Annotated in this window: 21 protein-coding genes; 11 read left to right on the forward strand and 10 right to left on the reverse strand. The window is 66.8% G+C overall.

The window, feature by feature from the left end; all coding sequences use genetic code 11:
• Positions 1-140 precede the first annotated feature (140 nt).
• Positions 141-1,073 carry a LysR substrate-binding domain-containing protein gene (locus ACFPOB_RS08570; RefSeq protein WP_377797483.1) on the forward strand — a complete coding sequence of 311 codons (933 nt, stop codon included), beginning with the start codon at positions 141-143 and terminating at the stop codon, positions 1,071-1,073.
• Between the two features lie 3 nt (positions 1,074-1,076).
• On the opposite strand, the gene ACFPOB_RS08575 is transcribed toward ACFPOB_RS08570, so the two are convergent.
• Together ACFPOB_RS08575 and ACFPOB_RS08580 are read right to left on the reverse strand one after the other, a co-directional pair.
• Positions 1,077-1,313, reverse strand: coding sequence for an Lrp/AsnC ligand binding domain-containing protein (locus tag ACFPOB_RS08575; protein WP_038361355.1), 237 nt, complete (start codon positions 1,311-1,313; stop codon positions 1,077-1,079).
• Positions 1,314-1,364: 51 nt separating this feature from the next.
• Complete coding sequence (locus tag ACFPOB_RS08580; protein WP_377797485.1) at positions 1,365-2,192, reverse strand: alpha/beta hydrolase; 828 nt, start codon at positions 2,190-2,192, stop codon at positions 1,365-1,367.
• A 144-nt stretch (positions 2,193-2,336) separates the two neighbouring features.
• Here ACFPOB_RS08580 and ACFPOB_RS08585 point away from each other — a divergent pair, with 144 nt between their 5' ends.
• Positions 2,337-3,344 carry an asparaginase gene (locus tag ACFPOB_RS08585; RefSeq protein WP_377797487.1) on the forward strand — a complete coding sequence of 336 codons (1,008 nt, stop codon included), beginning with the start codon at positions 2,337-2,339 and terminating at the stop codon, positions 3,342-3,344.
• Positions 3,345-3,358: 14 nt separating this feature from the next.
• Here ACFPOB_RS08585 and ACFPOB_RS08590 read toward each other — a convergent pair whose 3' ends face one another.
• A complete protein-coding gene (locus tag ACFPOB_RS08590; protein ID WP_377797489.1) occupies positions 3,359-4,735 on the reverse strand; it encodes a TIGR03808 family TAT-translocated repetitive protein in 1,377 nt (458 codons plus the stop codon).
• Between the two features lie 62 nt (positions 4,736-4,797).
• Complete coding sequence (gene meaB, locus ACFPOB_RS08595; protein ID WP_377797491.1) at positions 4,798-5,772, reverse strand: methylmalonyl Co-A mutase-associated GTPase MeaB; 975 nt, start codon at positions 5,770-5,772, stop codon at positions 4,798-4,800.
• 161 nt (positions 5,773-5,933) lie between these two features.
• Here meaB and ACFPOB_RS08600 point away from each other — a divergent pair, with 161 nt between their 5' ends.
• Entirely contained in the window at positions 5,934-6,992 is a 1,059-nt protein-coding gene (locus ACFPOB_RS08600; protein ID WP_377797493.1) for an alpha/beta hydrolase, read from the forward strand.
• Positions 6,993-7,073: 81 nt separating this feature from the next.
• Entirely contained in the window at positions 7,074-8,075 is a 1,002-nt protein-coding gene (locus tag ACFPOB_RS08605; protein ID WP_377797495.1) for an alpha/beta hydrolase, read from the forward strand.
• Here ACFPOB_RS08605 and ACFPOB_RS08610 read toward each other — a convergent pair whose 3' ends face one another.
• Entirely contained in the window at positions 8,076-8,534 is a 459-nt protein-coding gene (locus ACFPOB_RS08610; RefSeq protein ID WP_377797497.1) for an Lrp/AsnC family transcriptional regulator, read from the reverse strand.
• 138 nt (positions 8,535-8,672) lie between these two features.
• Here ACFPOB_RS08610 and ACFPOB_RS08615 point away from each other — a divergent pair, with 138 nt between their 5' ends.
• Both ACFPOB_RS08615 and ACFPOB_RS08620 read left to right on the forward strand, forming a co-directional pair.
• On the forward strand, positions 8,673-9,956 hold the full coding sequence (locus ACFPOB_RS08615) for a cystathionine gamma-synthase family protein (RefSeq protein ID WP_377797499.1): 1,284 nt from the start codon (positions 8,673-8,675) through the stop codon (positions 9,954-9,956).
• Positions 9,953-10,795 carry a lytic transglycosylase domain-containing protein gene (locus ACFPOB_RS08620; protein ID WP_377797501.1) on the forward strand — a complete coding sequence of 281 codons (843 nt, stop codon included), beginning with the start codon at positions 9,953-9,955 and terminating at the stop codon, positions 10,793-10,795. Before ACFPOB_RS08615 ends, ACFPOB_RS08620 begins: the two co-directional genes overlap by 4 nt.
• 3 nt (positions 10,796-10,798) lie before the next feature.
• Here ACFPOB_RS08620 and ACFPOB_RS08625 read toward each other — a convergent pair whose 3' ends face one another.
• Positions 10,799-11,536: a DUF3750 domain-containing protein gene (locus ACFPOB_RS08625; protein ID WP_377797503.1), complete on the reverse strand. Its 738-nt coding sequence runs from the start codon at positions 11,534-11,536 to the stop codon at positions 10,799-10,801.
• Between the two features lie 153 nt (positions 11,537-11,689).
• On the opposite strand from ACFPOB_RS08625, the gene ACFPOB_RS08630 reads away from it, so the two are divergent.
• Genes ACFPOB_RS08630 through ACFPOB_RS08645 form a run of 4 tightly spaced genes read left to right on the forward strand, consistent with a single transcriptional unit; the run spans position 11,690 to position 15,652 of the window.
• A complete protein-coding gene (locus tag ACFPOB_RS08630) occupies positions 11,690-12,784 on the forward strand; it encodes a polyamine ABC transporter substrate-binding protein (protein WP_377797505.1) in 1,095 nt (364 codons plus the stop codon).
• Positions 12,781-13,956 carry an ABC transporter ATP-binding protein gene (locus ACFPOB_RS08635; RefSeq protein ID WP_377797507.1) on the forward strand — a complete coding sequence of 392 codons (1,176 nt, stop codon included), beginning with the start codon at positions 12,781-12,783 and terminating at the stop codon, positions 13,954-13,956. The genes ACFPOB_RS08630 and ACFPOB_RS08635 overlap by 4 nt, the downstream gene beginning before the upstream one ends.
• The gene (locus ACFPOB_RS08640) at positions 13,953-14,867 is read left to right on the forward strand and encodes an ABC transporter permease (protein ID WP_377797509.1); all 915 of its coding nucleotides are present in this window, start codon (positions 13,953-13,955) and stop codon (positions 14,865-14,867) included. Before ACFPOB_RS08635 ends, ACFPOB_RS08640 begins: the two co-directional genes overlap by 4 nt.
• A complete protein-coding gene (locus tag ACFPOB_RS08645) occupies positions 14,864-15,652 on the forward strand; it encodes an ABC transporter permease (protein ID WP_377797511.1) in 789 nt (262 codons plus the stop codon). Before ACFPOB_RS08640 ends, ACFPOB_RS08645 begins: the two co-directional genes overlap by 4 nt.
• 3 nt (positions 15,653-15,655) lie before the next feature.
• On the opposite strand, the gene ACFPOB_RS08650 is transcribed toward ACFPOB_RS08645, so the two are convergent.
• Positions 15,656-16,009, reverse strand: a complete 354-nt coding sequence (locus ACFPOB_RS08650) for a HepT-like ribonuclease domain-containing protein (RefSeq protein ID WP_377797513.1) — start codon at positions 16,007-16,009, stop codon at positions 15,656-15,658.
• Positions 16,009-16,305 carry a nucleotidyltransferase family protein gene (locus ACFPOB_RS08655; protein ID WP_377797515.1) on the reverse strand — a complete coding sequence of 99 codons (297 nt, stop codon included), beginning with the start codon at positions 16,303-16,305 and terminating at the stop codon, positions 16,009-16,011. The genes ACFPOB_RS08650 and ACFPOB_RS08655 overlap by 1 nt, the downstream gene beginning before the upstream one ends.
• 179 nt (positions 16,306-16,484) lie before the next feature.
• Between ACFPOB_RS08655 and ACFPOB_RS08660 the strand changes: the two genes are divergently transcribed.
• Complete coding sequence (locus ACFPOB_RS08660) at positions 16,485-16,754, forward strand: hypothetical protein (protein WP_377797517.1); 270 nt, start codon at positions 16,485-16,487, stop codon at positions 16,752-16,754.
• A 28-nt stretch (positions 16,755-16,782) separates the two neighbouring features.
• Here ACFPOB_RS08660 and scpA read toward each other — a convergent pair whose 3' ends face one another.
• Both scpA and thiD read right to left on the reverse strand, forming a co-directional pair.
• Entirely contained in the window at positions 16,783-18,948 is a 2,166-nt protein-coding gene (scpA, locus tag ACFPOB_RS08665) for a methylmalonyl-CoA mutase (RefSeq protein WP_377797518.1), read from the reverse strand.
• Positions 18,945-19,766 carry a bifunctional hydroxymethylpyrimidine kinase/phosphomethylpyrimidine kinase gene (gene thiD / locus ACFPOB_RS08670; protein WP_377797519.1) on the reverse strand — a complete coding sequence of 274 codons (822 nt, stop codon included), beginning with the start codon at positions 19,764-19,766 and terminating at the stop codon, positions 18,945-18,947. Before thiD ends, scpA begins: the two co-directional genes overlap by 4 nt.
• Position 19,767 lies beyond the last annotated feature (1 nt).

The following is a 19,767-nucleotide window of genomic DNA, read 5'->3' on the forward strand; positions in this document are numbered from 1 at the left end:
CGCCGATTGGCCGGTCTGCCCCTGATCTCGCCCGGCCGGGCTTGTAGAACGATTTCATATACCTGTAAATTATATGGAACGCGCTTTGATATAATCCAACTGCATAGCCGGATGCAGGGCGCGGATAGGGGCATGCGATCATGGCGAACACGGCGAGCGCCGAGCGGCGGCCACCTAGCCTGCGTGAGCTCGAAGTGCTGCAGGCTATGATCGCCACCCGCAAGACGGTGGCAGCAGCCCAGATGCTCGGCATCTCGCAGCCGGCGGTGTCGCGGGCGCTGGCCGCGCTGGAGGCGCATGTCGGCCGCCCGCTGTTCTCGCGCGAAGGTGGCAGGCTCGTGCCCACCGCCGACGCCTTTGCGCTGGACGCCGAGGCCCAGCCCATCTTCGCGGCGCTCGACCGGCTGAATCGTTGGCCCCGGCAGGCCGTCCAGGCGAGCGTGCTGCGCATCGCGACCCCGCCGACGCTTGCCCAGTTCGTCCTGCCGCGGGTCCTGGCCGAGTTCCGCCGGCTTGAGCCCGATGTCGTCGCCAATGTCGAGATCGACACCAGCTCGACCGTGATCACCCAGGTTGCCGACCGGGCCGCCGATCTCGGGCTGGTCGACATGTCGGCATCGCATATCGGCATCCATGGCGAGGTCCTGCGCGAGGCCGTGGCGCATGTCCTGATGCCGGAGGACCATCCGCTTGCCGGGCGCGACGTGCTCGGTCCGCAGGACCTGGCGGACGAACCCGTCATCGCCCTTGCCCGGCGCTTTCCCGAGCGCATCAAAGTCGAGCGCGCCTTCGCCGATGCCGGCGTGACGCTGCGCCTGGTTGGGGAAGGCACGGCGACGATATTCGTCGCCGAAATGGTCAGGCAGCGCGTCGGGCTTGCCCTGCTGAATCCGTTCCCGCTGACGCTCGGCGGCATGCAGGGGCTGGTGGCCCGCCGCTTCGCGCCGGCCATCGCCTACAGGACGATGCTGCTCTTCCCGTCCGCAGGCTCGGTCGCGCCGGCGGCGCGCCGCTTTGCCGACCTCTTGATCGCGATGCAGCCCGAGGACGGTCTGACGATGCCGATCAGGTAGCGCTCAGAACGCCTTGAAGGTGATGATCGTGTGGGTGTCGGCGATCTCCGGGATCGACTGCACCTTCTGGGCGACGAAATGGCCGATGTCGACATCGGCCGCGACATGGAACTTGGCGAGAATGTCGTAATTGCCGGCGGTCGAGTAGATCTCCGAGGCGATCTCGCGGTCTGCGAGTTCGCTCGCGACCTCATAGGTCTTGCCGAGCTTGCATTTGATCTCGACGAAGAAGGTCTGCATCGCTTGGCTCCGGAATCCTGTCGCCTCTGGATAGAGCCTGCTGCGGGCGGGTCAAGCGCCGGCGAGTTCGGCGATACGGCGCGTCATGGCGTCCTGCGGATCAGCAAGGCCAGCAATCACCGTGAAATGATTGGCGCTGCCGATCTCCTCGTAGCGCGTGCGCACGCCCTCGAGGCCCCAGACATCAGCGAGCCGGCGGCTCTGCTTGAGGTATTCGGCGCTCTCGGCCCCGCCAACGACGGCGTCCATGACGAGCCCGGACGGCGCCGGCCAGAACAGCGGGCTTTCACGCTCGGCGCCCTCCAGCGTCAGCCCGAGCGCCTTGTTGATGCTGGTCTCCGTCAGCGGCTTCAGATTGTAGAGGCCGGAGATCCCGTAGGCAGCCGGCACGATCTGCTCGGGAAGCATCGGATCGACGTTCTTCCAGCCCGTCGCCAGCAGGCAGGCGGAGAGCTGGCCGCCGGCCGAATGCCCCACCGCGACCACCGGCAGGTTGTAGCGCAGCCAGATCGTCGCCGCAGCCTGCTGCAGCTCCCAGACGATATGGCCGACCTCGACCTGTGGGCAAAGGTCGTAGCCAACGACCGCGACGGGAACGCCGAGCAGGTTCAATCCGCGCGCCATGTGCGAGAAGTGGCTCGGATCGAGCGCCTGCCAGTAGCCGCCATGGATGAAGAGCACGATCGCCTGGCTCTTCACGTCTTCCGGTTTGAACAGGTCGTAGGTCTGGCGCGGGCCCTCGCCATAGCGGACGCCGCGCTCGCTGACTGCGACCTCGCGATAGGCGGCGGCGTCGCGGGCCCAGCCAGCGATGATGCCGGGGTGCTCGGGAACACGGGCGCGATTGTTGTATTCGGTCTCGTAATCGACTGACATCATGTCCTGATCTTGCTGTGCCGCGGCCGGAGCTGGCGGCTCGGTTTGGAACCAGTTTGCGCCATGCGCACCCGGCCGGTCGAGGTCTTTTGACAGGGGCTGCGACAAACGCGACAAGACGCAGCCTCGATCGCGCCGGAGCCCACCATGGACAATCCCGTTCTCGCCGAAGTCACCCGTGGCAGCACGGTCGAATCGCGCCATCGCGGCGCAGCGATCGTCGTCGATGCGGACGGGGCGGTGGTGCTCTCGCTGGGGGATGTCGAGCGCCCAGTCTTTCCGCGTTCGGCGGTGAAGGCGCTGCAGGCCTTGCCGCTGCTGGAGAGCGGTGCCGCCGACCGTTACGGCCTGACCCCGGCCGAGATCGCGCTAGCCGTCGCCTCGCATTCCGGCGAGGAACTCCATGCCGAGACCTCACTCGCCATGCTGAAGAAGGCCCGTCGCGACGCCGGCTGCCTCGAATGCGGCGCGCATTGGCCGATGGGCGAGGCGGCAGCGCGCGCGCTCGCCAAGGCCGGCCGCGAGCCGAGCGCTCTCAACAACAACTGCTCCGGCAAGCATGCCGGCTTCGTCTGCCTGTCCTGCGGCCTCGACGAGGACCCGGCCGGCTATGTGAAGGCGGACCACAAGGTGCAGCAGGCGGTTCGCGCCGCGCTGGAGGAGGTGACCGGCGCCGCGCACAAGGCCGAGCTCTCCGGCACAGATGGCTGCTCGATCCCGACCTATGCGGTGCCGCTAAAGGCGCTGGCGCTCGGTTTCGCCCGCTTCGGAACCGGCAATGGCCTCGGCCCCAACCGCGCCGACGCGGCCCGGCGCATCCGTGAGGCGGTTGCCGCCAACCCGTTCATGGTTGCCGGCACCGGCCGCTTCGACACCCGCTTCATGGAGATCTTCGGCGCCAGAGCCTTCATCAAGACCGGGGCCGAGGGCGTCTATTGCGGCACGCTGCCGGAGCTCGGCTATGGCATCGCGCTGAAATGCGATGACGGCGCCGCCCGCGCCACCGAGATCGCCATGGCCGCGCTGGTCGAGCGCTTCCTGCCGCGGCAGGACGGTGACGAGGCGGCCTTCGCGCCGTTCCGCGAGACGGTGATGAAGAACTGGAACGGCATCGAGGTCGGCCGTGTCCGCGCGGCGGAGGCGCTGCGCGCCTGATAGAGCGCTGCACGTCAGCCGACGGAATTACCTTCGACCCGGATGCCGGCGGCGCGCTTGTCCTCGCCCCTGGTCAGGTCGCCGGTCACCACCTTGCCGAACGCGGTGCCGACCACGGCGCCGATCTTGACCTCGCTGATCACATTGTTGGCGATCAGCGCGTTGCGCTCCTTCGGGACCAGCGAGACCGAGATACCGATCCCGGTGCGCCTGACGACGTTACCGGTCGCGACGAGGTTGCGCATTGCCCAGGACCAGCCGAGCGTGATGCCGACATCGCTGGCGTTCTCGACGACATTGCCGGTGACCGCCGCCTCCGCCTCGACATGCAGGCCGGCGCCGCCGGCCAGGATCTTGCCCTTCGGCGCCAGCCCCTTCTGCGCGTTGCGGATGATGTTGTTGGCCAGGACCGCGAGCCGGCCACCATGATCGAGATTGGTGATGCTGACGCCCTGGGCGCAATCCTCGACCAGGTTGCCCGCGATGATCGCGCCCTCGAAGGCGAATTCGGAATAGAGCGCGGTCTCGCCGCAGCGCCGGCCCTGATTGCCGAGGATCTGCACGTTCGAGCCGGAATTGTTGCGGATGAAGGTCAGCGCGCAATCGCGCAGCGTATTGCCCTCGACCACCACGCCGCCGGCCCGGAACAGGCTGATGCCGTTGCCATACGGTCCGTCGCCGCCGGCATCGTTGCGGATGCGGTTGAGCCGGTTGCCGCGAATGAGGCTCTGGTCGTCGCCGGCCTGGCCGCGCCACAGCTGGATGCCGTTGTTGCCGCAATCCTCGACCGTGTTGCCCTCGATCGAGAGGCCGCGTGAGTCGAACGAGAACAGAGCCGAATCCCGCATCGAGCGGAAGCGGTTGCGCTCGATACGCCCCGCCGCGCGATTGAGCGTCAGCCCGACCGAGCCGGCATTGGCGAATTCGCAGTCGGAGATGGAAACGTCGAGCACATCGTCGATGTTGAGCAGGCCGATGCGCTGGTCGAGCTTGATATCGAGGCCGTCGAGCATGATCCCCGAGATCGCCGCGCGCTTGATCCGCCGCGCCAGCAGGAGCGATCCCGCCTGCGCGGCGATAAACTGCGTCGCGCCTGGCACGCCGATCAGGCGGGCGTTCTCGGGCAGAACGACATTGGCGATGCGATAGCGGCCGGGCGCGACCAGCAACGGCGCCTCGCGCTTGACGGCCTCGGCGAGGGCCGCCTGGAGCGCACGCGATTGGTCTTCGGTCGCGCCGGGCCGCAGGCCGAACTGTGCGGCCTCAAGGCCCAGCGTGCCGAGCGCGGCCGACATGCTGACCCGCGGCGACTGTGCCAAGGCGGGACCAGTTGTTGCCGCTACCGTTCCGAAAAGGGCCGTCCGCAGCCAGTCGCGGCGCGAAAACGTCATCCGAGCCTCCATTTTGGCTGAAAGGCTTCAAGAGGCGTGCCGCGGCGGGCCATGGGGTTGGATTACAGCCCGAGCGCCTTTGCGATCTCGTCGGCGGCGGCAGTCGGCGCCATCTCGCCGGCGGCGACCGCCGCTTCCAGCTTCGGCGTGCGCGCCTTCAGGGCCGGATCGTGCCGGAGCTTGGCCTGCAAGCGGTCCTGCACCATCGCCCACATCCATTTGACGTCCTGCCGCCGGCGCTTCTCGGCGATCAGGCCCTTGGCCTCGAACCGGTTGCGATGTTCCTCGATCCTGGCCCAGAGCGCGTCGAGGCCGGCGCCGGTCAGGCCGGAGATCGTCACCACCGGCGTCGACCACAGCGTCGAGGCGGGGGCGAGGATGTGCAGCGCCGCCTTGTATTGCGCGGCGGCGGCGCGTGCGGCGGTCGCGCCGTCGCCATCGGCCTTGTTGACCGCCAGCATGTCGGCGAGCTCGATGATGCCCTTCTTGATGCCTTGCAGCTCGTCGCCGGCATTGGGCAGCATCAGCACCAGGAAGAAGTCGGTGAGGTCGGCGACCGCGGTCTCCGACTGGCCGACGCCGACCGTCTCGACCAGGATGACGTCGAAGCCGGCGGCTTCGCAGAGAAGCATGGTCTCGCGCGTCTTGGCCGCGACGCCGCCCAGCGTGCCGGAAGAAGGCGAGGGGCGGATATAGGCGCTGGGATCGACGGCGAGCCGCGCCATCCGGGTCTTGTCGCCGAGGATCGAGCCGCCGCTGCGCGTCGAGGACGGGTCGACCGCGAGCACCGCGACCTTGTGACCCTGGCCCGTCAGATAGCTGCCGAGCGCGTCGATCGTCGTCGACTTGCCGACGCCGGGCACGCCGGTGATGCCGACGCGGATCGCCTTGCCGGTCTGTGGGAGGAGGCGGGACAGAAGCGTTTGCGCCTGCTCGCGGTGATCGGCGCGACGGCTTTCCGCGAGCGTGATCGCCCGCGCCAGCGCCGCACGCTCGCCCCTGAGAATCGCATCGCCGAGCGCTGTGAGGTCGACCATACCCGCTGGTAGCAAGAGAGCGTCCGCAGCGGAAGCGAGGCTTTCGGAGACCGATCCGCCGTCCACGGTCTTGCAAAGCGGACGCGACGGTGAGACGAGTCGCGTCGGTTTGGAGAGCGTGTTTCGTGCCCAGCCTGCGGTCTTTCGTTGTCGTTTCGTTGGTGTCGCTCGTGCTTGCCGCCTGCGGCGGCCCGCCGCGCGTCCTGGTCGTGTCGGGGGCAAAGTCGGAGGACACCGCCGGTACAGTCCGCATCTTCGTCGCGACCTCGCGCGCCTCGACCAAGCAGCCCGAATATTTCAGCGGCGAGCGCAGTCCCGCAGTCGCCTTTGCCCGGCTCGACATCAGCGTGCCGCGCGCTCATCAGGTGGGACAGCTCGAACTGCCGGGCAGCGTCACGAGCGCGGGTGATCCGGCCAGCCATTTCACTGTCAGCGGCGTCGAGCGGCTCACCGAGCTGGAGATATTGAAACAGGTGCGCGCCGAGATCGCGCGGCGCCCGCAGGCCGATCGCGAGGTGCTGGTCTTCGTCCACGGCTACAACACCAATTTCGCCGATGCCGCCTTCCGCTTCGCCCAGATCGTCACCGATTCCGGCTTCAAGGGCGTGCCGGTGCTGTTCACCTGGCCGTCGCGGGCGCAGCTCTTCGCTTATCCCTATGACCGCGACAGTGCTGATTTCTCGCGCGATGCGCTCGAGACGGGTCTGCGCGTCATCGCTCGCGATCTCGGCGCCAATCGCTTCGACATCCTGGCGCACTCGATGGGAACGCTGCTGACGGTCGAGACCTTGCGCCAGGCGGCGATCCGCGGCGATGGCAGCTTCGGCGGCAAGCTGCGCAACGTCATGCTGGCGGCGCCTGACATCGATCTCGACGTCTTCAAGACTCAGCTCGCCGCGATCAAGCGCCCGGTCACCGTCTTCGTCTCCTCCGATGATCGGGCGCTCGATTTCTCGCGACAGTTCGCCGGGGACAAGGCCAGGCTCGGCGCCATCTCGGAGAAGGATACCGAGATCGTCGCCGATCTCAGCCGCGCCGGCGCAAGGATCATCGACCTGTCGAAGGATCGCGGCGGCGACGACTACAACCACGGCAAGTTCGCGACGACCCCGCGCGTCGTTCAGATGATCGGAAAGCGGCTCAGCGCCGACGGGATCGATGGCGGTACGCTCGGCGCCGGCCGCACTGAGCCGCAGGACTTTGCCGCCCGCGACAAATAGCTGCCTAATTCTGGCCGCGTTGGTCTGGCCTTAAGGGTTTGCGGCCAGAACGTCCGCGCACCCCCATATCGGACTTCGCCAGTGACCTCGCCTTCGCGACATGCCGTTTCACGCCGCTCCTTCGTCGCCCTGCTCGGGGCGGGACTGGCCGGCTGCGCGCAGAGCGAAGCGTCCGTCTCCCCCTTCGTCGGGCCGGCGGACTCCTCAGCCTTCGGCAAGGAGCCGCAGCTGCTGGTTGCGACGACACGCAAGCCGATGGGCGACCGCGCACCTTATTTCGGCTCCGAGCGCGGCAGCGGCTTGACGTTTGCCGAGGTCAGGCTGTCGGCGCCAGGCCGCGGCGTCGCTGCGCAGGTGAGCTCCGTCGTCAGCGGTGACTGGGCCGTGCTCGGCGTGACGCGCCGGACCGCGAGTGATGCCGCTCGCGCCTTCTCCGAAGCGGCCACCGGCCGCGACGTGCTGCTCTATGTCCACGGCTTCAACGAAACCTTCGAATCGGCTGCGCGCAGCGCCGGCCAGCTCTCGCATGCGCTCGCCTTCGAGGGGCGCACGGCGTTGTTCACCTGGCCGTCCGGCGGCGGGCTGCTCGCCTATGCCTATGATCGCGAGAGCGCGCTCTATTCGCGCGATGGCTTCGTCCAGACCCTGAAGGCGCTGGTCGCCAACCCGACGATCGGGCGGATCAACATCGTAGCGCATTCGATGGGCAGCTTCCTGACACTGGAAGGCCTGCGCGAGTTGCGTGATTTCGACGGGCTGTCCGATCGGATCGGCGCCGTGGTGTTGGCTTCGCCCGATGTCGATATCGACGCCTTCGAGCAGACCGTGCCGAGGCTCGGCTCGATCGCCCAGCGTATGACCGTGATCATCGATCCTGGCGACAAGGCGCTCGCCGTCTCCTCGCGCATCGCCGGCGGCGTCGCCCGTGCCGGCGCCGCCGACCGCGAGCGCCTGGAGCAGCTCGGCGTGCGCGTCGCCGACACGGCCGGCCGCGGCTGGAGCCTGCTGCGCCACGACCTCTTCCTGTCGAACAGCGAAGTGACGCAGGTGGTGCGCCGCGCCATCGACCGGGCGCGAGGCTGATCAGAGCGGCGGCAGACCGACCCGCTTCTTGATCGTCGCCAGGGCAAAGTTGGACTCGACCGATTGGACGCATTTCAACCGCGTCATCTTCTGCTTCAGGAAGCGCTCATAGCCCTCGATGCCGTCGGTCAGCACGCGCAAAAGGTAGTCCTGCGATCCGGTCATCAGATAGCACTCCGCCACTTCCGGCCAATTCTCGACCGCCTTCTCGAACTCGGCGATCTGCTCGGTGTTCTGCTGGCTGAGCCGCACCGAGACGAAGACGCTGAAGGGCAGGCCATAGGCCTTGGGGTCGACGATCGCCGAATAGCCCCTGATGACGCCGGTCTCCTCGAGACGTTTCAGCCGGCGCAGGCACGGCGTCGGCGACAGGCCGATCTTCTCGGACAGGTCCTGATTGGTGATGCGGCCGTCCTCCTGCAGCAGGGTGAGCATGCGGCGGTCGATCGTATCGAGCATGATCTGCTCCTCCAGGCTGATCTGCGAGCAGGAAGCTGCAAAGTCTTGCTCTAGAGCACGGGTGATCGTTCATGCAATGGCCTTAGGATCGTCTTAGGCTCGCGTCCCGGGGCCGCGCTGGCCGGGCAGGAGGCAGTCATGGGTGACGACAACTACCACAAGGACCGGATCGCCAATCGCCGGCTCCATCCCGAGACGCTGATGATGGGCTATGGCTATTCGCCGGCCATGTCGGAAGGCGCGCTCAAGCCGCCGGTCTTCCTGACCTCGACCTTCGTTTTCGAGAACGCCCAGCAGGGCAAGGACTTCTTCGATCTGACCGCAGGCCGCCGCCAGCTCAAGCCCGGCGAGAAGTCGGGCCTGGTCTATTCCCGGTTCAACCACCCGAACATGGAGATCCTCGAGGATCGCCTGGCGATCTGGGACGAGGCCGAGGCCTGCGCCGTCTTCGCCAGCGGCATGGCCGCGATCGCGACGACCTGCTTCGCCTTCCTGCGGCCGGGCGACACGATTCTCCACAGCCGCCCGCTCTATGGCGGCACCGAGACGCTGCTGAAGAACCAGATGGGCGCCTTCGGCGTCACGCCTTTCGGCTTCACCGACGGCGTCGACGTCGCGCAGATGCGCAAGGTCGCGCAGGACGCCGCCGCCAAGGGCCGGGTCGCGATGATCCTGGTCGAGACCCCGGCCAACCCGACCAACGGGCTCGTCGACCTCTCCGCCTGCAAGGCGATCGCCGACGAGTTGGAGAAATCGCAGGGCCATCGCCCGCCGGTGGTGGTCGACAACACCATGCTCGGGCCGATCTTCCAGAAGCCGCTGAAGCACGGCGCCGACCTCACCTTGCTGTCGCTGACCAAATATGTCGGCGGCCACAGCGATCTCGTCGGCGGCTCGATCAGCGGTTCGAAGGCGCTGGTGCGGCAGGTGAAAAGCTGGCGCGGCTCGCTGGGCACGCAGCTCGATCCGAACTCGTGCTGGATGCTGATGCGCTCGCTCGAAACGCTCGACATCCGCATGCATCGCGCCAACGAGAACGGCCGCAAGGTCGCCGACTATCTGCGCAAGCATCCGAAGATCGCCAAGGTGCATTATCTCGGTGATCTCGCCGAGGGCGATCCGCGCAAGGCCGTGTTCGACCGGCAATGCGTCGAGCCCGGCTCGACCTTCGCCTTCGACGTCAAGGGCGGCGAGAAGGAGGCCTTCGCCGTGCTGGACAACCTGCAGATCATGAAGCTCGCGGTCAGCCTGGGTGGCACCGAGACGCTGGTCTCGCATCCCGCCGCGATGACCCATTCCGGCGTCGCCCGGGAGCTGCGCGAGGAGATCGGCCTCACGGACGCGTTGATTCGCATCTCGGTCGGCATCGAGAACATCGAGGACCTGATCTCGGATCTCGCCCAGGCGCTCGACGCCGCGTGAGGGCAGGGCGGCGCCACATCGTCGTCGCGGCGCTCGCCGCCACGCTGCTCGGCGGCCCGGCTCTGGCCGAGCCGCAGACCGAGAGCGTGGCGCAGACCATCTGCCGCCTGATCGAGGCCGCCGCGAAGACGCATGACCTGCCGGTCGCCTTCTTCACCCGCCTGATCTGGCGCGAGAGCAGCTTCCGGCCGAACGTCGTCAGCCCCGCCGGAGCACAGGGCATCGCCCAGTTCATGCCGGGCACGGCGAACGAGCGCGGCCTCGCCGATCCGTTCGATCCGGAGGCCGCAATTCCGGCTTCGGCCTCTTTTCTGGCGGCGCTGAAGAACCAGTTCGGCAATCTCGGCCTCGCCGCTGCGGCCTATAATGGCGGGCCGAACCGGGTCGCGCGCTGGGTCGAGCGTGGCGGCATGCTGCCTTACGAGACGCAGGCCTATGTCCGTTTCATCACCGGCCGCCCCGTCGAGGAATGGCGGCTTGGCGCAGGCGAGGCGCCGCCCCCGGCAACGCGGGAGGAAACCGACTGCCTCGCCACGGTCGCCTCGATCCGCATCACCACGCCGGCCGTACTGGTCGAGGGCGCCTATGGGCCGTTCGGCGTCCAGCTCGCAGGAAATACCTCGAAGGCGCGCGCCATCGCGTCCTATCAGCGTGTCGCCGCGCGCTTCGCTTCGCTGCTGTCAGGCAAGCCGACCATGATCCTGGGCTCGGCCGTGCCGGGGCGGGGCAGGGGGCGATTCTATCGCGTCAGGCTGCCGGCGCAGAGTCTGCGCGAGGCGACATTAGCCTGCAATCGCCTGCGGCAGGCCGGCGGTGCCTGTCTGGTGCTGCGGAATTGACCGTCAGGCCGAGAATCCCACCCGCCCCCAGCCCGGCAGCTTCAGCGCCGGCCGCTGCAGGTCGAGGCCGGCGACCAACCCGAGCAGGTTGATCTCTACCCCTTCGACCCAGCCGAAGGTGACGCCGGCGAGCCCGTAGAGCGAGGCCTGCAGTCCGGTGCGGCTTGGCGTGAGGCCGGCATAGAGGCCGCTCTCGCGCCAGTCCTTGCCGATTGCGGTCGGCGGCAGAGCGCGCCCGAGCTCCGGCACTTCGGAAAGGATGTGCTGGACGAAGCTGTTCGAGTTCGGCCCAGGCCAGGCGGCATAGGAGCCGTAGTCGCTGTAGCTATAGCTCTTCACGGCGTCGCGGATCCGCGGGATCAGCGCCTCGGCTGCCTGCCCTTTGATCTCGCCGACCAGCTCCGGGACATTGCCGTACCAGCGTCCATCGGCGACGCGAACGTTGACGCGCACCGGGTTGCCCCAGCCGACGACGTCGAAGCGGGTATAGGCAGGGGCGTTCTTCTCCTTGACCACGACCCAGGAGTGATGGGCGAAGACGCCGCGCCATCGTCCGACGCGGGCGGCGAAGACGTGGACGCTCGCTTCGGGCGCGATGGCGGGCGCCGGCAGTAGCGCGGCGCTCGACCAGTCGGCGCGCGCCCAGTCGGAGGCCAAGGGCTGCAACTGCCACCAGGCGGCATGCGTGCCCAGTGGCAGGAGGAAGACGAGTGCGAAAAACAGGAAGAAGCGCCGGATCATGCTTCTGCGGAAAATAAAGGGCGCGGCACTTGCGCCACAAGGCGCGGCGCAGCGTCGCCGATCACGAAATCGAGGTTGAGGCTTGGTCACAAGCTGCTAGCTTGCCCGCGCGAAATCTAAAGGAGGGGCAGATTGCGCACGTTGACGTCGGTTATGCATAGCTTGGCCGCTGCGGCGGCTCTCGGGCTCGCTCTTACGGCAGGCCCGGCTGGGGCGCAGGAAAACAAGGAACTGCGCATCTTCAACTGGTCGGACTACGTCAATCCGGAGGTGCTCGACGCCTTCAAGAAAGAGACCGGCATCACCGTCGTCTACGACACCTTCGACCAGATGGAGACGGTCGAGACCAAGCTTCTCGCCGGCAAGACCGGCTACGACCTCGTCGTCGTCACCGCCTCCTTCTTGCCCCGGCACATCCCGATCGGGCTCTATACGCCGATCGACACCGCCAAGGTGCAAAACCTCAAGCACGCCTGGCCCGAGATCAAGCAGCGCCTGTCGAAATACGACCCCGGCAACAAGTTCGCCGTGAACTATATGTGGGGCACCACCGGGATCGGCTATAACACCGCCAAGATCAAGGAGCGGCTCGGCAACGACGCCGTGATCGACAGCTGGAGCATCGTCTTCGATCCGGAGAAGCTGAAGAAGCTCTCCAATTGCGGCGTGCACGTGCTCGACGCGGTCGAGGAAATGTTCCCGGCGGCGCTGCGCTATCTCGGGCTCGATCCCGATTCGAAGAAGGAGGCCGATCTCGAAAAAGCCGGCGAGTTGCTGCGCAAGATCCGCCCGCATATCCAGAAATTCCATTCGTCGGAGTACATCAACGCGCTCGCCAATGGCGATATCTGCCTGGCGGTGGGCTATTCCGGCGACGTGCTGCAGGCGAAGAAGCGTGCGGTCGAGGCCAAGAACAAGGTCGAGATCAACTACGTCATCCCGAAGGAAGGCGCGCTGATGTGGTTCGATTCCTTCGTGATCCCGAAGGATGCCGGCAACCAGGATGCGGCGCTGCAGTTCATCGACTTCGTCAACCGGCCGGAGATGGCGGCGAAGAACTCGGACTTCATCCAGTACGCCAACGGCAATCTCGCGGCCAGGCCGCTGCTCTCGGCGGAGGTTCGCGACAATCCCGGCATCTATCCGACCGACGCGGTGATGAGCCGCCTCTACACGATCACGCCCTACGACCAGAAGACGCAGCGGGTGGTGAACCGGCTGTGGACCCGCGTCAAGAGCGGCAGGTGAAAAGGCCGGAGGCGGGGGGAAGGCGCGCCTCGCCGGCCAGCGTCCGGCGCGACTTTCAGCCCTGGAACGACCCGGCGGCGAAGCCGCTGGTCGAGTTCAGGAACGTCACCAAGCGCTTCGGCACGGTGACCGCGGTCGACCGGCTCTCGCTTGCGATCCATCAGCGCGAGTTCTTCGCGCTGCTGGGGCCGTCCGGCTGCGGCAAGACCACGCTCATGCGCATGCTCGCCGGCTTCGAGCAGCCCGACGAGGGCGAGATCCTGCTCGACGGTATCGACATCACCGCGGTGCCGCCGCACCAGCGGCCGGTCAACATGATGTTCCAGTCCTATGCGTTGTTCCCGCATCTCAGCGTCGGCGACAACATCGCCTACGGCCTGAAGCGAGAGGGTCTGCCCAAGGACGAGATCGCCGCGCGGGTCGAAGCCATGCTCGGGCGCGTCCGCTTGAAAGGCATGGAGAAGCGCCGGCCGGACCAGCTCTCCGGCGGCCAGCGCCAGCGCGTAGCGCTGGCGCGTGCTTTGATCAAGCAGCCCAAGCTCCTGCTGCTCGACGAGCCCCTGGGCGCGCTCGACAAGAAGCTGCGCGAGGAGACGCAATACGAGCTGATGGACCTGCAAGCCGATCTCGGCCTGACCTTCATGGTCGTGACGCACGACCAGGACGAGGCCATGACCATGGCCGACCGCATGGCGGTGATGGATCACGGCCGGTTGCTGCAGATCGCACCGCCCGACCTGATCTACGAAGCGCCGGCGAGCCGCTTCGTCGCCGAGTTCGTCGGCGACATCAACCTGATCGAGGGCAGGGTCACTGCCGTATCCGGCGATCTCGTTACGCTAGAGAGCGGGCCTGCCGGGGTGATAGAGCTCGACGAGGATGCGCCGAGCTGCCGGCCGGGCGATCCGCTCACTGTCGGCCTGCGCCCCGAGAAAATCGCGCTCAGCCACGACGAGCCCGCGCAGGGCGTCAACAAGGTCGCGGGCGAGATCTGGGATATCGGCTATCTCGGCGACATGACCATGGTCCAGGTCATGGTCGGCGGCGACGCAGGCAAGCTCTTCAAGGTCTCGCTGACGAACCGCACACGGCGGATCGAGCGGCCCTTCGCGTGGGAAGACAAGGTCTGGCTCTCCTGGGACGTCGAGGCCGGCATGGTGCTGGCGTCGTGAGCACTCCGGTTCCCCGAGCCAGCGGAACGGGGCGCGGCCTGGTGGTCGCGGCCATCCCCTATCTCTGGCTTATCGCCTTCTTCCTCGCGCCATTCGTGATCGTGCTCCGGATCGCGCTGTCGGATGCAGCGACCGACCAGCCACCCTATGCGCCGCATTTCCCCGGCTTCGGCCAGCTCGGCGAGTTCCTTGGCGCGCTCGATCTCGAGAACTTCCGCCTGCTTGGCGACGACCCGCTCTACTGGCAGAGCTATCTCTCCTCGCTGCGCATCGCGGCGCTAACGACGCTGATCGCGCTCGCGATCGGCTATCCGCTCGCCTATGCGATGGCGCTGGCGCCGAAGCGCTGGCAGGGCATCCTGCTCGTCCTCGTCATCCTGCCGTTCTGGACCTCGTTCCTTATCCGCGTCTATGCGTGGATCGGCATCCTGCGGCCGGACGGGCTGCTCGACATGGCGCTGATGGGGATCGGGCTGACCACCGAACCCCTGCGACTGCTCAACACCGATGCAGCGGTGCTGATCGGCATGGTCTATTCCTACCTGCCCTTCATGGTGCTGCCGCTGTTCTCTACCTTGCAGAAGCTCGACGGCACCTTGCTGGAAGCGGCCTCCGATCTCGGCGCGAAGCCGCTGACCACTTTCCTGACCGTGACCCTGCCGCTCTCCATCCCCGGCATCCTCGCCGGCTCGGCCCTCGTCTTCATTCCGGCGATCGGCGAGTTCGTCATCCCCGATCTGCTGGGCGGTTCCGACACGCTGATGGTCGGCAAGGTGCTCTGGAACGAGTTCTTCTCCAACCGCGACTGGCCGCTGGCCTCGGCGGTGGCGATCGTGCTGCTCGTCGTCCTCGTCCTGCCGCTGATGCTGCTGCAGCGGGCGAGGGGAGCGGCATCAGGGGATGCGCGATGAGGCGCTTCGGAGCCTTTCATCTCGCCGCGCTCGTCGCCGGCTTCGCCTTCCTCTATCTGCCGATCGTCGCGCTGATCGCTTATTCCTTCAACGCTTCGCGGCTCGTCACCGTCTGGGGTGGCTTCTCGACGCATTGGTATGGCGCGCTGCTGCGTAACGAACCCTTGCTCGACGCGGCCTGGCTGACGATCCGCGTCGCGCTGGTCTCGGCGACGCTCGCGACGGTGTTGGGGACGCTCGCTGCGCTGGCTCTGGCGCGCTATCGGATTTTCTCCGGGCGCACGCTCTTCTCCGGCATGGTGATGGCGCCGCTGGTGATGCCCGAGGTGATCACCGGTCTGTCGCTGCTGCTGCTCTTCGTCGCCGGCGATGTCGAGCGCGGCTACTGGACCGTCGTCATCGCCCACGCGACCTTCAGCCTCGGCTTCGCCTGCATCGTCGTACAGGCGCGGCTCGCCGGCTTCGACCGCTCTCTGGAAGAAGCCGCGCGTGACCTCGGCGCCACGCCGACGGAAACGTTCCGGACCGTGACGCTGCCGCTGATCTGGCCGGCAGTCGCCGCTGCCTGGATGCTGGCCTTCACGCTCTCGCTCGACGATCTCGTCATTGCGAGCTTCACCACAGGGCCGGGTGCGACGACGCTGCCGATGCGGCTCTATTCGGCGATCCGCCTCGGGGTGACGCCCGAGATCAACGCCGCCTGCACGATCATGATCGCGGCGGTGGCGGTCGCGGTGATCGGCGCCTCCCTGCTGATGAAGCGGGATGCGCTGGCGGGGCGGTGAGGCTTATTCGGTCGAATCGCGACCGCTTGCCAAAATCTGCTCAAGCGCACCTTCGAGCCGGTCAAAGTCGCCATCGGCGGCGTTGAGAAGGACGTCCACGTCTATATCGTCATAGACATGGCGCAGGAAATTTCCAATGCCAGCGATGCGTCTCCAGGGGATCTGTGTGTGAACTGCGCGCGCCTCTTCCGGAATGTGCCGGCTCCCTTCACTGATGATCTCGAAGAAGCGCTCAAGAGCCGCACGTAGGACGGGGTCGCGCTTGATCTGCTCATCGCCGTTCGTCTGGCGCATGGCACGGATGTTCGCGATGGCCTCCTTGATGTGGCTTACTCGGTCGCCGACGGTTGGCGCCATCAGAACAGCTCTATCCGCTCATCGCGCGTCGCCCTTGCCAGCCGTTCCGACACGCTCCGTCGCAATGTGATCTGGACCGGCAGACCGATATGCTCCGACAAATCCTGTTCGACACCCACGAGATCGATGATCGAGAATCTGGGATTATCGACCTCGATCATCAGATCGACATCGCTGTCGGGTCGTGCGTCACCGCGAGCCCGCGATCCGAAGAGCGCGACATGGCTCACGCCGCGCGCGCGCAACTCCGGCCGCATTGCCAGAATCCGCCGTTTGATCTCGTCCTGAGTCATCATTGCGCTGTCGTCAGTGCCGAATGCTCTCTCGCAACCAAGTTTAATTGGTTTTGGTCATTCGCGGAACAGCCTGGCTAAACGCCGGCTGAACGTCCCGCTCAAAACCGGTTCAGCCTGGGAGCGCGATAGTGCGTGCCAGAGCGGGAAGCTTTTCCGCTCCGGCACAAGGAGACATCACGATGTTTCGCACTCTCGCTTCTGCCGGCCTCATCGCTGCCGCCGCGCTCGGGATCAGCGCGGCAACGCCCAGCACGGCCGAGGCCGGCGTCCTGATCCAGCAGGCCTATTACGGCGGTCCCGGCCCCGGCTATGGCTGGCGCGGCCCGCCGCCGGCTTATGGCTACTGGGGCGTTCCGCGCTGGCGCCGTCACTATGACCGCCCGCGATTCTACGGCCCGCCGCCCCCGCCGCCTCCGCGGTCCTACCATCGCTGGCGCGGCGGCTGGTGAGCCTTGAAGCCTGACGAAGCGCGGCGGATCACTCCGCCGCGCTTTTCTGCGTGTAGCCCAGGCGCTGGTTGAGCTCTTCCAGCAGCTTCTCGGCTGCGTCGGCGATGACGGTGCCGGGCGGGAAGATCGCTGAAGCGCCAGCTGCGATCAGGGCATCGAAATCCTGCGGCGGGATCACGCCGCCGACGACGATCATGATGTCGGGCCGCCCCGCCTTGGCAAGCGCAGCCTTGAGCTCCGGCACCAGCGTCAGATGCCCCGCCGCCAGCGAGGAGACGCCGACGATGTGGACGTCGTTCTCGACACCCTGGCGCGCGGCCTCGTCCGGAGTGGCGAAAAGCGGGCCGATGTCGACGTCGAAGCCGAGATCGGCGAAGGCCGAAGCAATCACCTTCTGGCCGCGGTCATGGCCGTCCTGGCCCATCTTGGCGACGAGAATGCGCGGGCGGCGCCCATCCGCTTCCTCGAAGGCCTCGCACATCGCCTGTACGCGCGTCACGGCGGGATTCATCGTGCCGACCTCCCGTTTGTAGACGCCCGAGATCGCCTTGATCTCGGCGCGGTGGCGCCCGAAGACCTTCTCCATCGCCATGGAAATCTCGCCGACGGTTGCCTTGGCCCGTGCCGCCTTGACCGCGAGGTCGAGCAGGTTGCCGTCGCTTTGCGCTCCGTTAGTCAGCGCGGTGAGGGCGGCTTGCGTCTCGGCCTCGTTGCGCTCCGCCTTCAGCCGCCGGAGCTTGTCGAGCTGCTGGGCGCGGACCGAGGCATTGTCGACCTTGAGCACGTCGATCGCCGCTTCGTTCTCCGGCTTGTAGATGTTGACGCCGATGATCGCCTGCTGGCCGCCATCGATGCGCGCCTGAGTCTTGGCCGCGGCCTCTTCGATCCTGAGCTTCGGGATGCCGGCTTCGATCGCCTTGGCCATGCCGCCGAGCTTCTCGACCTCCTGGATATGGCCCCAGGCTTTCGCCGCGAGCTCGGCGGTGAGCCGCTCGACATAATAGGAGCCGCCCCAGGGATCGATGATCCGCGTGGTGCCGCTCTCCTGCTGCAGCACGATCTGGGTGTTGCGGGCGATGCGGGCGGAGAAGTCGGTCGGCAGCGCCAGTGCCTCGTCGAGCGCGTTGGTGTGCAGCGACTGGGTGTGTCCCTGCGTTGCCGCCATCGCCTCGATCATCGTGCGCGGCACATTGTTGAAGACATCCTGCGCGGTCAGCGACCAGCCCGAGGTCTGGCAATGGGTGCGCAAGGGCAGCGACTTCTCATTCTGCGCGCCGAAATCCTTGACCAGCTTGGCCCAGATCAGCCGGGCCGCCCTGAGCTTCGCCACCTCCATGAAGAAGTTCATGCCGATGGCCCAGAAGAAGGAGAGCCGCGGCGCGAAGACGTCGACCCCGAGCCCGGCCTGCTGGCCGGCGCGGATATACTCGACGCCGTCGGCGAGGGTGTAGCCGAGCTCGAGGTCCTGCGTCGCTCCGGCCTCCTGCATGTGGTAGCCGGAGATCGAGATCGAGTTGAACTTCGGCATGTTCGCCGAGGTGTAGGCGAAGATGTCGCCGATGATCCGCATCGAGGGCGAGGGCGGGTAGATATAGGTGTTGCGGACCATGAACTCCTTGAGGATGTCGTTCTGGATGGTCCCCGAGAGCTTGGCCGCCGGCACGCCCTGTTCTTCCGCCGCGACGATGTAGAGCGCCAGCACCGGCAGCACCGCGCCGTTCATCGTCATCGACACGCTCATCTGGTCGAGCGGGATGCCGGAGAACAGCGTGCGCATGTCGTAGATCGAGTCGATTGCGACGCCGGCCATGCCGACATCGCCGCCGACGCGCGGATGGTCGCTGTCATAACCGCGATGGGTCGCGAGATCGAAAGCGACCGAAAGGCCCTTCTGGCCGGCGGCGAGATTTCGCCGATAGAAGGCATTCGAATCCTCGGCCGTGGAGAAGCCGGCATATTGCCGGATCGTCCAAGGCTGGTTGACGTACATGGTCGGGTAGGGACCGCGCAGATAGGGCGCGATGCCCGGCAGCGTGTTGACAAAGGGCAGGCCGTCGCGGTCGGCGGCGGTGTAGAGCGGCTTGACCGGAATGTCTTCCGGGGTTTGCCAGAGTTCGCCTGCGGCCTGGGGGGCGGCCGCGCCGGCCGCACCGTCGGCGAAAGCGAGCTTCGTGAAATCCGGGATCGCGGTCATGGCTTGCTCCCGTCTGGTCTCTCCCACCAATGGTGGAAATGATGCACCGGTCCGTGGCCGCGGCCAACCTTGACCGCGTCCGAAGCCGCGATCGCGGCCGAGATGTAGCGTTTCGCCAGCGCCACCGCCTCGTTGAGGGCGATGCCGTGGGCGAGGCCCGAGGCAATCGCCGACGACAGCGTACAGCCGGTGCCATGCGTGTTCTTGGTGGCGATGCGCGGCGCGACCAGGCGCTCGCGCCGGCCATCCTTGCCGATCAGGATGTCGACGCTATCGTCGCCGCTGCCGTGGCCGCCCTTGACCAACACATTGGCCGGGCCGAGCGCCAGCAGCGCCTTGGCCTGCTCAGCCGCGGCATCCTCGGCCTCAGCCATAGCAGTACCGAGCAGCGCCGCCGCCTCGGGCAGGTTCGGCGTGACGATCGTGCAGAGCGGCAGCAGGCGACGCTTCAACGCCTCGATCGCATCTTCGCGTAACAAGCGTCCGCCCGAGGCCGCGATCATCACCGGGTCGAGCACGATGTTCTTCGCGTTGTGGCGCTCCAGCCCGTCGGCGACGGTCTCGATCAGCTCGGCGGTGGCGAGCATGCCGATCTTGACCGCATCGACCGAAAGGTCGTCGAAGACGGCGTCTAGCTGCGCGGCGACGAAATCGGCCGGCACCGGATGGATCGCAGTGACCGCGGTGGTGTTCTGCGCGGTCAGCGCGACGATAACGCTGGCGCCATAGACCTGGTGCGCGGCTAAGGTCTTGAGGTCGGCCTGGATGCCGGCGCCGCCGCTGGAGTCGGAGCCGGCGATGGTGAGCGCGATCGGCATG

It is taken from the genome of Allobosea eneae (genome assembly GCF_042657265.1).
In the GTDB taxonomy this organism is placed as follows: domain Bacteria; phylum Pseudomonadota; class Alphaproteobacteria; order Rhizobiales; family Beijerinckiaceae; genus Allobosea; species Allobosea eneae.

Coding starts and splice junctions, on each gene's coding strand:
- ACFPOB_RS08570 (WP_377797483.1), top strand. CDS start 141: ATGGCGAACACGGCGAGCGCCGAGCGGCGGCCACCTAGCCTGCGTGAG.
- ACFPOB_RS08575 (WP_038361355.1), bottom strand. CDS start 1,313: ATGCAGACCTTCTTCGTCGAGATCAAATGCAAGCTCGGCAAGACCTAT.
- ACFPOB_RS08580 (WP_377797485.1), bottom strand. CDS start 2,192: ATGATGTCAGTCGATTACGAGACCGAATACAACAATCGCGCCCGTGTT.
- ACFPOB_RS08585 (WP_377797487.1), top strand. CDS start 2,337: ATGGACAATCCCGTTCTCGCCGAAGTCACCCGTGGCAGCACGGTCGAA.
- ACFPOB_RS08590 (WP_377797489.1), bottom strand. CDS start 4,735: ATGACGTTTTCGCGCCGCGACTGGCTGCGGACGGCCCTTTTCGGAACG.
- meaB (WP_377797491.1), bottom strand. CDS start 5,772: ATGGTCGACCTCACAGCGCTCGGCGATGCGATTCTCAGGGGCGAGCGT.
- ACFPOB_RS08610 (WP_377797497.1), bottom strand. CDS start 8,534: ATGCTCGATACGATCGACCGCCGCATGCTCACCCTGCTGCAGGAGGAC.
- ACFPOB_RS08615 (WP_377797499.1), top strand. CDS start 8,673: ATGGGTGACGACAACTACCACAAGGACCGGATCGCCAATCGCCGGCTC.
- ACFPOB_RS08625 (WP_377797503.1), bottom strand. CDS start 11,536: ATGATCCGGCGCTTCTTCCTGTTTTTCGCACTCGTCTTCCTCCTGCCA.
- ACFPOB_RS08630 (WP_377797505.1), top strand. CDS start 11,690: ATGCATAGCTTGGCCGCTGCGGCGGCTCTCGGGCTCGCTCTTACGGCA.
- ACFPOB_RS08645 (WP_377797511.1), top strand. CDS start 14,864: ATGAGGCGCTTCGGAGCCTTTCATCTCGCCGCGCTCGTCGCCGGCTTC.
- ACFPOB_RS08650 (WP_377797513.1), bottom strand. CDS start 16,009: ATGGCGCCAACCGTCGGCGACCGAGTAAGCCACATCAAGGAGGCCATC.
- ACFPOB_RS08655 (WP_377797515.1), bottom strand. CDS start 16,305: ATGATGACTCAGGACGAGATCAAACGGCGGATTCTGGCAATGCGGCCG.
- ACFPOB_RS08660 (WP_377797517.1), top strand. CDS start 16,485: ATGTTTCGCACTCTCGCTTCTGCCGGCCTCATCGCTGCCGCCGCGCTC.
- scpA (WP_377797518.1), bottom strand. CDS start 18,948: ATGACCGCGATCCCGGATTTCACGAAGCTCGCTTTCGCCGACGGTGCG.
- thiD (WP_377797519.1), bottom strand. CDS start 19,766: ATGCCGATCGCGCTCACCATCGCCGGCTCCGACTCCAGCGGCGGCGCC.